The organism is Shewanella algicola, from assembly GCF_014648035.1.
In the GTDB taxonomy this organism is placed as follows: Bacteria; Pseudomonadota; Gammaproteobacteria; order Enterobacterales; family Shewanellaceae; genus Shewanella; species Shewanella algicola.
In genome coordinates this window covers 1-15147 of sequence record NZ_BMQI01000048.1, presented here as the reverse complement: position 1 = coordinate 15147, position 15147 = coordinate 1, and the positions used below count along the sequence as shown (strand labels likewise).

Below are 15147 nucleotides of genomic sequence, written 5' to 3'. Positions count from 1 at the left end.
GTAATAAGTGTCGCTAATGGATAGCTGTAAAATGCCTAACTAAGTGACATTAATGATTTTTTGTTAAACGGCTTAATCTCATCTATGGCATTAGTTTTAATTTTATTCACCCATTGCGGATCAACTAATAACGCGCGGCCAATACCGACCAAATCAAACTCGTCATTATTTAAACGCACCAATAATTCATCAATACCGGTTGGGTTAGAAGTCCCTGATAAATCAGCATTACCTTCACCAATAAAGTCGTTATCTAGACCGACATTACCGACTGTGATCACGGGTTTGTTGGTTAGCTTTTTAGTCCAACCGGCTAGGTTTAAATCTGAGCCATCAAATTCAGGGATCCAGAAGCGACGAGTACTGGCATGGAAAATATCCACGCCCGCATCACTGAGTAAGCCTAAAAAGATGGCTAGCTCTTCAGGGGTTTGGCACAGCTTTGCTTTATAATCTTGTTGTTTCCACTGAGAAAAACGGAAGATAATAGTAAAGTCTTCGCCTACTGCGGCGCGGATTGCTTTCACAATTTCAACACCGAAGCGAGTGCGGTTTTCTAGCGAACCACCATATTGGTCGTCACGCTGATTAGTACCTTCCCAAAAGAACTGATCAACTAAGTAGCCATGTGCGCCATGCACTTCAATGGCATCAAAACCAATGTTTTTTGCATCGAGTGCTGCTTGTGCAAATGAGGCAACCACTTCATCAATGTCAGCTTGTGACATGGCAACACCGTTTGGTGCGCCAGGTTTATATAAACCTGATGGACTGTAGGCTGGCATTTCTTTGTCTGGGCCGACACCGGGTTTTCTCACCGCGCCAACATGCCAAAGCTGTGGGGCAATTTTACCGCCGGCTGCGTGTACTTCATCAACAACGTGTTTCCAACCTGCTAAGGCTTGCTCACCAAAAATAGCCGGCACATTTTCATAGCCGTTGGCCGCTTTATGCGAAATAAAGGTGCCTTCAGTAATAATTAAGCCCACATCTCCTTCTGCACGGCGGCGGTAATACGCGGCAACCTCATCATTGGGGATATAGTTTGGCGAAAAGGCGCGGGTCATCGGCGCCATTACGGTTTTGTTTTTAAGCGATAACGATTTATTTGAAAATGATTCAAATAGCTTGTTGATGCTGGTGTTTTGAGTGCTAGTCATCATTAATTCCTATGGGTGTTATTTGCTTTTTGTTTTTGTTTTAGATAGTTAACCAATTAAATAACCACCATCAACATTGATGGCTGTACCTGTGGTGTAACTTGATGCGTTTGAGGCTAGATACAATACAGTACCGGCCATTTCGTCAGGTTGTGCGACGCGCTTCATCGGCACGTGATACATCATTTGTTTTAATATGGTTGGGTTATCCACTAATGCTGATGCAAATTTTGTGTCGGTACCGCCAGGAAGTAAGGCGTTAACACGAATATTGAATTGAGCACATTCTTTGGCAAAAGCTTGCGTCATTGAAATAACGGCAGCTTTAGTCACAGAATAAATGCCTTGATAATCACCCGGGATAACACCATTGACAGAGGCAACATTAATGATTGAACCGCCGCCACTGGCTTTCATTAACTTGGCACCGTTGGTAGACATAAAAAAGTAACCACGGATATTTACATCCACTGTTTTTTGAAATGCAGTTAAATCAGTATCGATAATGTGACCAAAATAAGGATTTGCTGCGGCATTGTTAACCAGAATATCTAACTTGCCATGTTGCTCTGTAATGGCGGCAAAAATTGAGTCAATCTGCTCTAACTCACCAATATGACACGCTATTGCCTGAGCACTGCCGCCATCGGCAACAATTTGGTCGACAACAGCCTGACATGCGTCTATTTTGCGACTAGAAACAATGACATGAGCGCCATATTGAGCCAAGACTTTTGCGACACTTTCACCAATACCGCGGCTAGCACCTGTGACTAACGCCACTTTCCCTGTTAAATCAAATAAATTAGCAGTATTCATTTTAAGTCCTTGTTGTAGTTATCATGAGTACAACCGCAGATGCGTAATGACTTATCTGTGTACTCTTATCTAAAGGTTATCCATTCTTCGCCAGCTTGCTCTAAATGGCTGTAATTATTAAAATAATCAACACTTAGCATTTTTTCAGAAAACAATATCTTGGTGACACTGGTGTTTCTTGTTTGCTGATTAATGGCGAGGGTTTGTTTGTCGTTTAACTGCAACATATGCTGCAATATGGCTGAAATAGTGCCGCCAGAGGTAAACACTAAAATGTCTTTGGCTTGCTTTGCATTGCCTTTAACATCTGGCTTGCTACTGTTTAGTGCTCGCCGAGAAGCTAACTCTTGCTCAATAATATCTTGCAATGCGCGGATGCAGCGGCTTTTAAACTGTGGCCAGCTTTCTTTGTATTCCAAATCATATTTACCACTCATCCAACGATTTAATGCTTGATAAAATTCTTTATGTAGGACTTTGTTGGGATGTTCATATTGCTGAAGCTGCACGGTTTTTTCAGAAAAATGGTGCCATTCACCATTAAACTTTTGCAATATATCAACATGATTAAATTCATTAAAACCAGAATGGATCACCATGGGTGTAGCGTCAGTTTCTAACCCTTTAGCAAAATGTGACAAAGTTTGGCCATGGCGTAATAAATCGCCGCAATAATACTTACATGGCAAAGGGCGTGAGCGCCAATACTGGCCAAGCATTGAGGCTTGATGACTCCCCTTTTCAGACAGTTGATCGTAATCACTACTGCCAAATGAAGCTTGTCCATGTCGGATCAAATATATCGTTGCCATTGTGAGTCTCTAACTTAATTAATGCGCTACGGATAACCAAAATGAGTTGAAGCGAATCTACTTGACTATGCTAATCTCAAGCTCTAAATTGAACAAATGAATAGTTCTAATACCCTACTATTTGTGATTTAAATAGTAGGCTGTGCATATCATGTTGTTTATTGACGAGATAACATGCTGTAGTGATAAGTGGATTAATCTTTCGTTAATTCAACGGAGTGAGCATGAAAATTGATTTGAATTTGTTTGTAGTTTTTGATGCTATATATTGCGAAGGCAACATTACTAAAGCCGCATCGGTGTTAAATTTGTCGCAGCCCGCGGTGAGTCACTCTTTAGGTAAATTACGTAACCATTTTGATGATCCATTGTTTATCCGACAAGGCAACGAAATGCGCCCCACTCCAGTGGCTAAGAATGTGATTGATGACGTACGCGAAGCATTGCATCAGTTGCAAGTGTGCCTGGTACAATCAAGACAATTTGAACCGCTGACCTCTCGCAAAAGTTTTTCATTGTCTTTACACGGCTCGTTAGAACCTTATTATTTACCTATTTTACAAGAAAGCCTTTCTATAGAGTCTCCAGCCATTCACTTAAACAGTAATAAGCGTGTTAACCGTAGTGAGTTAGAAAACAAATTGGCCAGCGGTGATATCGATTTAGCCATCGATGCATTGATCCCCGTGAGCAATAATATTCGTCACACTCAATTACAAAGTGATCAGTTGGTCGTGGTAGCCCGTAAAGACCACCCTGCACTCACCACAACGCTTGACTTAGACACTTACCTTAAACTTGACCATGTGTTGGTATCATCTCGCTCTACAGGGCCAGGATTAGAAGATTTTGAATTGTCGAGAATGGGATATCACCGAAAAATCTCGCTGCGTTGTCAACAAGCCTTGTCTGCGTGTAAAGTGATTTTAAGCAATGACATGCTGCTAACCTTACCCAAAACCGCCGCTCAGATGTACAGTGAAATGCTCGATATTGTTATGCACCCTTTACCCGTAGAATTACCTGATATTGGCGTGCATTTATATTGGCATGTGAATGTGGATAAAGAACCCGCCAACAAATGGCTGAGGAATAAGATGATTATTGCCGCGTCTAATGCTCAAAAACAGTAGTGCAATAAAATTAGGTTTAATTATAAAAAAAGACATCTCACTTATCGTGCAGATGTCTTTCAGTTTTCTTTAATACAACAATATACCCAACGCCGCGTTGTTAGTGTTTTAATCGATTTTAATCGTTTTAGAACTCGGAATTGGTAATGTAACATTCAACGCCACGCTCATTCTAATCAGCATTTTGACAGGACTAATTGGTTTCGTTAAGTAGTCGATACCACCTGCTTCAAATGCTTGAATTTCGAAAATTAAATCTTTGTAACCTGAAATAAAAATCACTGGTATATCGACAAAACTTTGTTCTGATTTAATTTTTTTGCACAAGTCAAAGCCTGAAAGGTCTGGTAAATCAACATCTAATAAAATGATGTCAATGTCATGCAGTTGCAACAAGTTGTAACCTTCTTCAGCCGTTTCGGCAACATACACTGTCATGGTTGACTCAAGCATGGTGGTCATAACTTCAATAGAAGAATGTTCATCATCAATAATTAACACTTTAGCGAGCTTTTCGGTACTCATTAATAATCTCTATTGCATTGGTATTTTGATAGGTAAAAAAGTTTCTTTTTTACTGTGTTTTTTTATATATTCATGCATTTTTGCTTTCGATATGGCTTCCGAATAAAAAAAGCCTTGGGCGTAACCACAGTGTTTATCCTTTAAAAAAGCGACTTGCGAAGCCGTTTCAACACCTTCACAAATAATATTTAATTTTAGATTTTTCACTAAAGAAATAATAGTGTTGAGTAAGGTTTGATCTTCTATATTACCTGAATTGATGTCATCGATGAACGTTTTATCAATTTTAACTGTTTCAAATTTGAATTTTTTTAACGAATAAATGGATGAATAGCCTGTGCCAAAGTCATCCAGCATTAACCTAAAGCCACATTCAACTAGGCGTGCTATGTTAACGATAACAAACTGATTATTTTCGAAAATTAAAGTTTCGGTAATTTCGATGTTCAATAAAGGGACAAATTGTGGAAATCTCAACGCAATCATTTCAAGTTGTTTGATAATCACTTCAGAGAGTAACTGATAAGAAGATAAATTGATTGATATTGGGATTGTCACACCATGTGACTCAAGCATTCTCAATTGTGTCACCACTTGTTTTATAATGGTAACACCTAAACCAATGAGCAATACATCTTGCTCAATAGACGGCATGAAATAACTCGGTGGTAAAATTTCCTTTTTCTCGTTGCTATAACGCGCCAATGCCTCAAAAGACACTAAATCGCCAGTAACGACATCATGGATCGGCTGAAAATAAGGGATAATTTTATTATCCGCTAATGCTTTTTCTACAATTTTGATGATTTTTTGATGTTCGTCTTCAGTCTTTTTGTGGTTCAAATCGAAAAAGGAAAAATTATTGCGACCATTTTGCTTAGCAATATACATGGCGCTATCAGCGGCTTTTAAGAGATATTCCTGATCGACTGCGTCATCAGGATAAATTGAAACGCCAATACTGCAAGTACAAGTGTAATGTAATTCATTTAATGTATATGGTTTTGATAATTCGTTGATAGCCCGTAATGCAATACGTTCAAAACATTCAACATCTTCATCAGACTGAATAACTGCGACAAACTCATCACCACCCACTCTCGCCACTAAGTCTTGTTTTTTAAAGCAGCCAAGCAAACGCTCACTTACATGTTTAAGTAATAAGTCACCATAATCATGACCATACTCGTCGTTTAAATATTTAAATCGATCTAAGTCGATATAAAATACACACAACTTTTCACCAAGCCTTTGGGCCGAATCGTACATACTTTTAAACTTTTCGTTGAAACTCATTCGGTTAGACAAGCCTGTCAAACTGTCTGTGTAGGCCGCGATAGATAATGATTGTTCAATAGAGACCTGCTGAGTAACATCATCTAATATATGCAAATATTGTTTTTCTTGAGTTTCCTCATCAAAAATCACATTAATATGTACTTTACAGAAAATAATCTCCGGCTCACCATTAGGGTACCGCCTAATACACTCTAAGCGTTCGCTGACATCATCCCGTTCAGTGGCTAACGTCGCAAGTAACTCTTGTAATCGGGCATGCGAATCCTGGGTATATATCATACCGTCATTTTTACCCATGACGTCTTTGATAGAACGACTTAATAGGTTAACAAAACTGGGATTTATAGAAACTATATTATGTTGATAATCAGTAATATAGATCGCCTGAGTTGAGTTCATATAAACACTGCGATACAGATTAAAATCTTTGTTTAATGAGTGATAACTGTCCAAAGGAAAAAAACAAAAATTGTATAACTGAACTTCATTTCCAAATGAGTCAATTTGGTTAACACTCTTAAAATTAGCTACAAAGTGTTTAACTGCACCATGACATAAAACTTTTAACTCTATGTAATCTTGGTCGTTATTTGTTACCCAAGAGAGAAAGTTTGAAATATTAGAATTGATTAAAGCCGTTAATACGATTTTTTTTTCACCCATTGAAGACATCTTCAACGCACGGCCAAACATGTTTTTTGCAACATCATTAAAGCCAACAATTTCAAGCTTGTGTGTTGTTGAAATACATGGAACACCAATTCCGTTATATCGTTCCAAAATTTTTCCTTAACTTTTTATCTCTCATTAGCGTCTAAGACTTTATTGATTAAACGCTACTCCCGACTTTAGTTTAACTTAATAATAGTAGATATAAAAATATCACGCCTATTGTGAAGCAAACAAGGTAACTAACATTTTTCGTGGTAAACCGGTCTCATCGTGTAATTCGTACACTGTGTGATTTGCATATACATTAATAAAGTCATTACTGTCTTTAGGCTTTATTGCATATTTCCCCGGAAAGCAGTCGCCCACTTTTGACTTTGAAACTTTATCGATAATACTTTTAAACGTAATAGCGTCTTTAGTATTAAATAAGGTAAATAATTTTTCATCTGCTAAGGCGTTGATAACGACCTCAGAATATCCCAATAATTTTTGGAACGCTGCGTTAATGTATTCAATTTGTAATTTATCGATATCCAGTACAAACGAAGCAGTTAGGGTATTATTGAGCAAATATGTAATGGTATCTTTATAAACAACTTGCTCCTTCTCTTTCATTACGGTGCTAGTAATATCACGAATAGTGCCCATCACTCTGGTAGCTTGCTTTAAATCATTAAACGACACCACGGCTTCTAACGACATAATCGTAATATTGCGATTAACGTCTAACGCTTCAAAAATAAATGGCTGTACTGCCTTATTATGTAATAAGTTAGTTAATTGATTTTCTAATCTACTGCGGTACTCACCAGAGGCAAGACCGATAAATGCTTCATACGAAGGATGGAAAACTTCTTTATCTAAACCAAAGAGTTCATAACATCCGTTACTCCACTCAAGCTTACGTGAAGGGATATCCCAAAACCACGAGCCCATCTTTGCTGATCTTTCCGCTTCGTGAAGTAAGGTGTTTGAATGTTGTAATTCAGCTTTTAGTCCATCTAATTCATTTCGTTGATGTTCTCGTTCTTCATAAGCCATGCGCAATTCTGCATAGGCCGTTTGTAATTCTTCGTTGGTCGACTGTAATTCTTCATTGGTTGTTTCTAACTCTTCATTTGAGCTTTGTAATTCTTCATTAGAGCTTTGCAGTTCTTCGTTCATTGACTGCATTTCCTCATTTGAGGTTTCAAGCTCTTCTATCACATTTTGCAGTTGTTCTTTGGTTTTGGCTAACAATCGTTGCTGTTCAAGCGCAATGGCTTGGTTTGATGATTCTTGTTTATCAGTTGTCAGTAAAGGAATGTTTTCTGGTTGTTCAATTTGCGAGAAAATAAGGGTCAAACTACCGAGAGGCCCATCTCTTTTTATCGACAATAAAACTAATTTAACCCAGACATTATTACCATTTAAATTAAATGATTGATAACCGGTATCGGCAGTTTTTTGGCCATTATGAATATTATGAAATGCGCTACGTAAATCAATTGATAATTGAGGATGTAAATTTTTAAAAATATTGTTCGACGGCAAGCCCGTTGGCCGAACTAATAGGACATTATCACCCTGAGTAAAAATAATATCTTGGTTCTCGTTTAATAAAATAGCGTTGGGTAACACATATTCACGTAAAGTATTTGCAATGATTTCACTGAGCTCTGCATCAACTTTATTGCGGTTGTGTTGTGAGGTTAATACAGGTTTTAGATCTTGAATATTGTTAGTACTCAAGCTTATACCACGGTTAGAGGTGCGCTCAGGTGGTAATTGTTTGCCTACAAACAATGTTTCATAGATTTTTCCAGTTTTAGACAATGGACGATATTGTTCTTGAAACACACCAATAGACTCTGACTGTCCCAGCATCAATAGCCCTTTCGGATTCAATGCATAATGAAAGGTCGGCAGGAGTTGACGTTGCAATTCAACGGTAAAATAAATCATTAAATTACGACAAGTGATCAAATCTAGGCGTAAAAAAGGTGGATCGTTATTGACATCGTGAACCGAAAAAATCACTTTAGATTTAATTGGCTTAATCACTTCGTACTGATCACTGTTTAAGACAAAATATTTGTTTTTAATAGAACGCGGGATAAAATTTAACGCGGTTTCAGGATAAACAGCTTGGCGCGCAAAATTAATGGAATTTTTGTCGATATCTGTGGCGAAAATTTGAATTTTGTAGTCATCTATCGAATCACCGAGTATTTCAGTCAAAATGATCGCCAGCGTATAAGGCTCTTCACCTGTGGAACACGCTACACACCAGAAGCGTAAAGATTTATTGTTTTTATTTTGAATATAATTGGTCAATTCACGCTGTAGGTTTTCGAATGCTCGAGGGTCTCTAAAAAAGGAAGTGACCCCAATCAGCATATCATTGAATAAATAGGTGATTTCGTCTTTATTTTCTTTAAGGTGAGCCAAATAGTCTGATGAATGATGGATTTTTAAAGAGGTCATTCGCCGTTCAATTCTACGTAAAATGGTATTTTCTTTATACAGAGAAAAATCGACATTACAGCGTGCTTTAAGTTGTTTAATAATGCCATGGTAAGTTTCACGTGGCATGGTGCCATCATTATCAATGCCGGTGTTTCTTGGAAAGTGAATAATGTTCTTAAGTTCATGGCCAATTTCGGTTGCTTGAAGAATTAAATCGACATGGCCTGAGTTAATCGCAGAGTTTGGCATACCATCATATTTGGCATCATTTGGGTCTTGCACAATACCAAAACCGTTTTCGCCTTTTATTGCCCTAATGCCACGACTACCATCGGTGCCCGTGCCAGATAACACCACGCCAATAGCAAAATCATTTTTATGTTCCGCAATCGATTCAAATAACATATCAACAGAAGGACGCGGTGTAGTGTGTCGACCTTCTGGATAACTTAACAGTCTAATTCTATCGTTTGCCGTTATCTCAATGTTTGTATTAGGTGGACAGATATACACTTTGTTAGGTTGCATCGGTGCATTATCAGTAGCCGTCACGACAGAGATAGTTGATTCTTTCTCTAATAACTCTGTCATCATACTTTTATAAGATGGAGAAAGGTGCTGCGCAACAACCAGCGCCATGCCAATATCGGTTGGCATATTTGACAGTAACGATTGAAGCGCTTCAAGACCACCGGCACTAGCGCCAACACCAACCACAATTAATTTAGGTGGCAGGTTATTTGAGCTGGTTTTTAAATCCGGTTTTTGCTCTTCTGACATTCTTGAACTCCATTTATAATGCCGTGCACTTTTGTGACTACACATTTTTTTACTATATTACAACGAAATAAACCCGATGTAATTGAAAATATATCTATTTTTTATTCGACAACGCTAATGGCTCAAGCATATTAATGACCCGATTCAATTCATTACAAATGTCATTAAAGCTGGTATCACCGCCTAGCTCAACGTACTCCACGACCTTCAATAATTCTATTGCGCCTATATTCGCTGCTGCACCTTTTAGCTTGTGAAAGAACCGATGCTGTTCAGCGCGTGTTAAGGCTTGCTGACGACCAGTTTTAACGGCAACGACATAAGGTTTGTACACTCGAATAAATGCATTTAACACGCGCAAATAAGCCTCCTCGCCAACCCATTCATAAACGCCACCACTCAAATCAAACGATGGGTGTTGTGCAAGTTGCACAATTGAATTTACAAGGTTCGGATTATCACTCACAACTGCTGTTTGCTGATGTAAAATTGTCGACGTTTCTGTTTGTGGGCTCCATAGTGCAAGAATGCCATCAATAAGATCTTTACTGTCAACAGGCTTAAGTAAAAACGCATTGAACAGTGCACAAAGAGCTGGAGATTGATCATCGAGTTCAGCATCGCCTGTTAGCGCGATAATAGGCAATGTATCAAATGAGAATTGTTGTCTTATTTGCTGGGTGGCAGAAATACCATCAAGAATAGGCATTTGTACGTCCATTAGTACAATGTCATATTTTTTGTGTTTGATTTGCGCGAGTGCTTTTTCACCATCATCGACACAATCCACATTAAAGCCTGCATTTTGCAGCACGGCTTTAATGACAAATTGTTGGGTTAAGCTGTCATCAGCAAGCAAAATAGAAGGAACACCATATTGCGAAATGGCTTGCTTCAAATGAATAGCTTTTGCGTCTGGATTAGTCATTATATTGCAGGTTATGGGTTAAACATGGCATTCGTCACTTCCTATGATCTTTTTTTTGTATGCTGCATTAATAAAACATACTATATGATTACTACTTAGAACATAAGTATCCATTAGAAAAATATAAACTAATTAGACAATTAATTAACTTAATAGTACTCAAACTCACTTAACTAAACGTTAAGATACTTAAATATCAAGACCCAAAACACCACTAAAGAAACACCATAAATTCGTTTGCAACAACCAAAAATATAAAAAATTAATATATATTTCAATTAAATATAATATTAATACGCTATCGGACATCATTCGACATTAAAGGGCAAATGATTACCCTTTGTAAGTCGCTTTTACATTATTGAATGTGTTTATTGAAAAAAGTTAATGTTCGTTCCCATGCCAAATCAGCATTCACTTCATCAAAGCGCCCTGTCGAGTCATTATGAAAACCATGATTGGATTTGTCATACATATGCATGGTGTATGGTACGTTGTAAGCCACTAAGTCTTGTTCATATTCTGGCCAGGTGGCATTAACGCGTTCATCTAATTCTGCTAACTGAATTAATAACGGTGCTTTAATATTGGCTCTTAACGCTTTGGCTGCGGGTGTTCCGTAAAACGGCACACCGGCTTGCAATAAATCTGGTTTAGCTGCAGCAAGGTAATTAACGATATAGCCGCCAAAACAAAAACCAACTGCGCCTAATTTGCCATTACTGCGAGAATTGGCCTTTAAAAACTCAGCTGCAGCAACAAAATCTTGTTCTATTTTGCTTCTGTCCAATGTACTTTGCATTTGCCGACCATCATCATCGTTTCCTGGATAACCGCCTAATGGAAATAGCGCATCTGGTGCCAATGCGATAAATCCCGCTTTTGCTAATCGCCTTGCAACATCTTCAATGTAGGGGTTCAACCCACGATTTTCATGTACGACTAACACAACAGGCAACAGTCCTTCTTTGTGAGTCGGTTCAACTAAATATCCGCTACCTTTTCCGTGCCCGGATGGTGAATCAAATTCAACATACGTGGCTTTAATATCAGCATCATTAAACGACACTTGTTCAGCTAATGCATAATTAGGCAATAAAGCGGACGTTAACACACTCATTGAATACCCTAGCGCTACTAACGAACCGAGCTTAGCGATAAAGGTTCGACGGTCCATGCCGCCATGCGCATAAGAGTCATACCAATCAAACGCCTCTTGCGGAATTTTGTTCAATTTATCTTGTTGCATAATTTCCCTCTGCTTTGGTTGTGGCAAGTCGCATATAGAAAATAAAACAATAGCGTAGGTGTGATACGAAGATAAGACAATTTACGTTCAATACTGAAAACGATTTCGAGTTTGAGATGGATTCTCAGCATACTCTTTAATTAATAATCGGTATAACGCATCCTCTCAATAACCAACTACATTTTTGGCATAAAAAAAGCCCTGAACATTCAGGGCTTTCTAATATCTAAACGCTTATTTACCCCAAGGGTTACTTGGGTCGGCTGATGGGGCTTTGTTAGAAGATTTACCTGATGTTACACGCTTTTCATAACCGCTATTGTTACGGTTACCATGGGCTTTAGATGAACTTTTTGGGCCTCTAGCATTACGGTTTGCTTCAAAGTTTTCTGCCGCTTGTGCATGCATTCTCGCAATAGATTCAAAGGTTAATTCCATTGGCTTACGCGGTACTATGCCAGCTGCAAAACCACGCTCACGTGGCTTAAGCTCAAATTGATCGCCTACCGCTTTGGGCATGCGTTTATAACGGTATAAATAAAAATTTTCGACTTTCTCACGGGCCCATTCAGTCTTTTTCAAAAACTTAAGGCAACCTTCAATCGATGGATTGAGGTTAAAGCATTCGAGTTTCAATGCGGCGTATAAAATTTTCCAATCATAACATTCAACCAGCTCTGTGATTAACGTTTCAAGCTTAAGTCCATGTAATGGATTGTTTTGTTGCTCTTCTACCATGGGTATTTCCGATGTTGTCTTTGCTGCCAACGTGGCACATATTGCTATAATAGCAATAAAGCATACTGCGCCGCTAATTAATCAAATCGTCATCAAATATTTATCGTATATGAACTCACTCAATTCAGTATCACTAAACTTATACCTCAAAATATAACCGGTTCACTTCTTGGACACTAATTGGGCGCGAGAAGTAATACCCCTGGGCGACATCACAACCATGAGCTATCAGGTAGTCAAGCTGCTCTTGTTGCTCAACCCCTTCGGCAGTGACTTGTTTTCCCAAAGAGTGCGCCATACTGATCACCGCTTTGATTACGGCCTGGTCTTCACTAGATTCAATCAGATTACGAATAAATGATTGATCAATTTTTAATGTGCTAGCAGGTAATGACTTAAGGTACGTGAGTGAAGAATACCCTGTCCCAAAATCATCAATGGCAACCTCAAAATCAGCCCTAGTTAACTTTTGTAAAATTTCGATGGCTTGCTCAGGAATCGCCATCAAAGCAGTCTCGGTGATTTCTAACTTAAACCAGCTCGGTTGAGCACCAGATTGAACCACCATACTGAGTAACTCTTCGGCAAATTTAATGTTCATTAATTCAAGTGCCGATATATTCACCGACACCCGTTTAAAATCAAACCCTTGCTGATGCCATTCAACTAACTGCTCACAAACGCTATTAACAACCCAATGACTTAATGTAAATATCAACCCAGTGTCTTCTGCAATAGGAATAAATTCACCGGGTGAAATCACGCCTAATTCAGGATGTTCCCAACGCACCAGCGCTTCAAAGCCTGCTAATTGACATTCGGGCAGGCTCATTAAAGGTTGATACACAGTAAAGAGTTGAGGTGGCAATGAATTGTCATTCACAAACAATGCTTTACTTAAATTTTGTTCGATAACATGACGTTTTTTGTTGTATGACGCCATTTCTTTATTACAAAAAGCCACACAAGCAGGATTCTTTTTAGCCTCATAAAGTGCTGAATCAGCATGGCTAATGAGTGTATCTGCATTAAGTCCATCTTGCGGAAAAAGACTAATACCAACTCGGCAACCAATAATGATGGTTTGTTCAAGGAACTCAAAATGAGGTTGAAATGCTTCAATTAACTCAATGGCCATTAAGTTTGCATCGGCCGCGCGAGTGTTTGGCAACGAAATGCAAAACTTATCTCCAGCAAAGCGCGACACAATGAAGTCGTTATTTAAATGCGCTTGAATGCGCGCTGCAGCTTGATTGAGTATGTAATCTCCCGCTGAATGGCCAAAGTTGTCGTTAATGACTTTAAAGCGGGTTAAATCTAAAAATAATAATGCCAACGGTTGGCCCATCTTTTTACAGTTATCAATGTCATCGTCGAGTAACTTTTTAAAATAATAACGGTTAACTAACCCAGTCAAATCATCATAGTGTGATAAATAAAACAGTTTATCTTGCTGCTGCTTTCTTGCCGTTACATCATGCGCAATCCCTTCACAACCAATACATTCGTTATTGTCGTCATACATTGGGCGCTCAAGCACTTCGAAGGTATGTACATTGCCTTTCGTATCATCTAACTCAATTTCGAACGGTGCGAGGTTTTCACCTTGTAAAATGCGTTCAACATACTTCGCAACCTTCTGATTTTTAGGGCTATCAGTTAAAAACTGATGATAGAAACCACCCTTACCAGAAACAGGATGCCCCAAAATATGGGTTAGCGATGGACTAACATAACTCACATAACCACGAGTATCGTGTTGATAGAATATGTATTCATCTTCGAGTGACTCAACCAACCCTCGATAACGGTTTTCACTTTGTGTCAGCTGTTGGGTGCGTTCAGCAACTAATTGCTGCAAATTATCTTTAAGGTCATTTAGTGCCGAGTTTGCCGCTTCTGCATTTTGATTGGCCTTAACCAAATCACGGTTATGACGCTTAGCTTGTAACCCCCAAATGCTTAAAAGCAACATCAGCAAACCAGAAAGTAAAGCAAACTCAATTAACTCGGTATAATCCTTTGGTATTTTAATATTGGCGCCCCATACTTCATTAAGGGCTTTCTTTTGTTGAGAAGTGAGTGAATCAATTCCTTTTTGAATAATACTCGCCAGTATCGGCGCAGTCTTACTTACCGCAATGGCTTCATTGGCATTGTGTTTTTCATAAAATGCGGCAATTTTCAAATCGTTATAGGCATACTTTAATTGAAAGTAATTGGCTGCAGCTAAAAAACTAATGGTGGCATCGGCTTGACCTGCGGCCACTAACTCAAAAGCTTCACGCATGGTATCAACATAAACAGGAATGATATTCGGAAACTCTTCCCCAACACTGTCGGCGTATTGATAGCCTTTAACCAAGGCAATGGTTTTATTAGCGATATCGTCTCGGTTAGTAATGTGGTGGTTATGCTCTTGAGTAATAATCACTAAAGACTTGTAAATGATTGGTGTAGTGAATAAATAGGCAGGGCAACCGCATGAGTGTTTATTAATTAGCCACATCACTGAATCCGGCATTTAATACTGCTTCTAAGTATGTTGTTTTCATCCAGGCTCGTTTTTGTTTAGCTGGTATGC

Annotated in this window: 11 protein-coding genes; 1 reads left to right on the top strand and 10 read right to left on the bottom strand. The window is 38.6% G+C overall.

What is annotated here, in order from left to right:
* Nucleotides 1-35: 35 nt before the first annotated feature.
* From IEY42_RS17470 to IEY42_RS17460, 3 genes are all read right to left on the bottom strand, one after another.
* Nucleotides 36-1160 (bottom strand): NADH:flavin oxidoreductase, encoded by a 1125-nt coding sequence (locus IEY42_RS17470; RefSeq protein WP_188926589.1) that lies wholly within the window; start codon nucleotides 1158-1160, stop codon nucleotides 36-38.
* Nucleotides 1161-1208: 48 nt separating this feature from the next.
* Nucleotides 1209-1979 (bottom strand): SDR family oxidoreductase, encoded by a 771-nt coding sequence (locus IEY42_RS17465; RefSeq protein WP_188926588.1) that lies wholly within the window; start codon nucleotides 1977-1979, stop codon nucleotides 1209-1211.
* A gap of 65 nt (nucleotides 1980-2044) precedes the next feature.
* The gene (locus IEY42_RS17460) at nucleotides 2045-2791 is read right to left on the bottom strand and encodes a histidine phosphatase family protein (RefSeq protein WP_188926587.1); all 747 of its coding nucleotides are present in this window, start codon (nucleotides 2789-2791) and stop codon (nucleotides 2045-2047) included.
* Nucleotides 2792-3015: 224 nt separating this feature from the next.
* Between IEY42_RS17460 and IEY42_RS17455 the strand changes: the two genes are divergently transcribed.
* Entirely contained in the window at nucleotides 3016-3924 is a 909-nt protein-coding gene (locus tag IEY42_RS17455; RefSeq protein WP_188926586.1) for a LysR family transcriptional regulator, read from the top strand.
* Between the two features lie 108 nt (nucleotides 3925-4032).
* Here IEY42_RS17455 and IEY42_RS17450 read toward each other — a convergent pair whose 3' ends face one another.
* From IEY42_RS17450 to IEY42_RS17420, 7 genes are all read right to left on the bottom strand, one after another.
* Nucleotides 4033-4449 (bottom strand): response regulator, encoded by a 417-nt coding sequence (locus IEY42_RS17450; RefSeq protein WP_188926585.1) that lies wholly within the window; start codon nucleotides 4447-4449, stop codon nucleotides 4033-4035.
* Between the two features lie 9 nt (nucleotides 4450-4458).
* Nucleotides 4459-6528 carry a putative bifunctional diguanylate cyclase/phosphodiesterase gene (locus tag IEY42_RS17445; protein ID WP_188926584.1) on the bottom strand — a complete coding sequence of 690 codons (2070 nt, stop codon included), beginning with the start codon at nucleotides 6526-6528 and terminating at the stop codon, nucleotides 4459-4461.
* A 108-nt stretch (nucleotides 6529-6636) separates the two neighbouring features.
* Nucleotides 6637-9648: a chemotaxis protein CheB gene (locus IEY42_RS17440; RefSeq protein ID WP_188926583.1), complete on the bottom strand. Its 3012-nt coding sequence runs from the start codon at nucleotides 9646-9648 to the stop codon at nucleotides 6637-6639.
* Between the two features lie 94 nt (nucleotides 9649-9742).
* Nucleotides 9743-10576: a response regulator gene (locus IEY42_RS17435; RefSeq protein ID WP_188926582.1), complete on the bottom strand. Its 834-nt coding sequence runs from the start codon at nucleotides 10574-10576 to the stop codon at nucleotides 9743-9745.
* 358 nt (nucleotides 10577-10934) lie between these two features.
* On the bottom strand, nucleotides 10935-11825 hold the full coding sequence (locus tag IEY42_RS17430) for a dienelactone hydrolase family protein (RefSeq protein WP_188926581.1): 891 nt from the start codon (nucleotides 11823-11825) through the stop codon (nucleotides 10935-10937).
* 234 nt (nucleotides 11826-12059) lie between these two features.
* A complete protein-coding gene (locus IEY42_RS17425; protein WP_188926580.1) occupies nucleotides 12060-12563 on the bottom strand; it encodes a VF530 family protein in 504 nt (167 codons plus the stop codon).
* A gap of 139 nt (nucleotides 12564-12702) precedes the next feature.
* The gene (locus IEY42_RS17420; protein ID WP_188926579.1) at nucleotides 12703-15087 is read right to left on the bottom strand and encodes an EAL domain-containing protein; all 2385 of its coding nucleotides are present in this window, start codon (nucleotides 15085-15087) and stop codon (nucleotides 12703-12705) included.
* Nucleotides 15088-15147: the final 60 nt, after the last annotated feature.

What these genes read in the sequence shown, in the direction of transcription:
- IEY42_RS17420 (WP_188926579.1), bottom strand. Translation starts at nt 15,087, where the DNA reads ATGCCGGATTCAGTGATGTGGCTAATTAATAAACACTCATGCGGTTGC.
- IEY42_RS17425 (WP_188926580.1), bottom strand. Translation starts at nt 12,563, where the DNA reads ATGGTAGAAGAGCAACAAAACAATCCATTACATGGACTTAAGCTTGAA.
- IEY42_RS17455 (WP_188926586.1), top strand. Translation starts at nt 3,016, where the DNA reads ATGAAAATTGATTTGAATTTGTTTGTAGTTTTTGATGCTATATATTGC.
- IEY42_RS17465 (WP_188926588.1), bottom strand. Translation starts at nt 1,979, where the DNA reads ATGAATACTGCTAATTTATTTGATTTAACAGGGAAAGTGGCGTTAGTC.
- IEY42_RS17450 (WP_188926585.1), bottom strand. Translation starts at nt 4,449, where the DNA reads ATGAGTACCGAAAAGCTCGCTAAAGTGTTAATTATTGATGATGAACAT.
- IEY42_RS17440 (WP_188926583.1), bottom strand. Translation starts at nt 9,648, where the DNA reads ATGTCAGAAGAGCAAAAACCGGATTTAAAAACCAGCTCAAATAACCTG.
- IEY42_RS17470 (WP_188926589.1), bottom strand. Translation starts at nt 1,160, where the DNA reads ATGACTAGCACTCAAAACACCAGCATCAACAAGCTATTTGAATCATTT.
- IEY42_RS17460 (WP_188926587.1), bottom strand. Translation starts at nt 2,791, where the DNA reads ATGGCAACGATATATTTGATCCGACATGGACAAGCTTCATTTGGCAGT.
- IEY42_RS17435 (WP_188926582.1), bottom strand. Translation starts at nt 10,576, where the DNA reads ATGACTAATCCAGACGCAAAAGCTATTCATTTGAAGCAAGCCATTTCG.
- IEY42_RS17430 (WP_188926581.1), bottom strand. Translation starts at nt 11,825, where the DNA reads ATGCAACAAGATAAATTGAACAAAATTCCGCAAGAGGCGTTTGATTGG.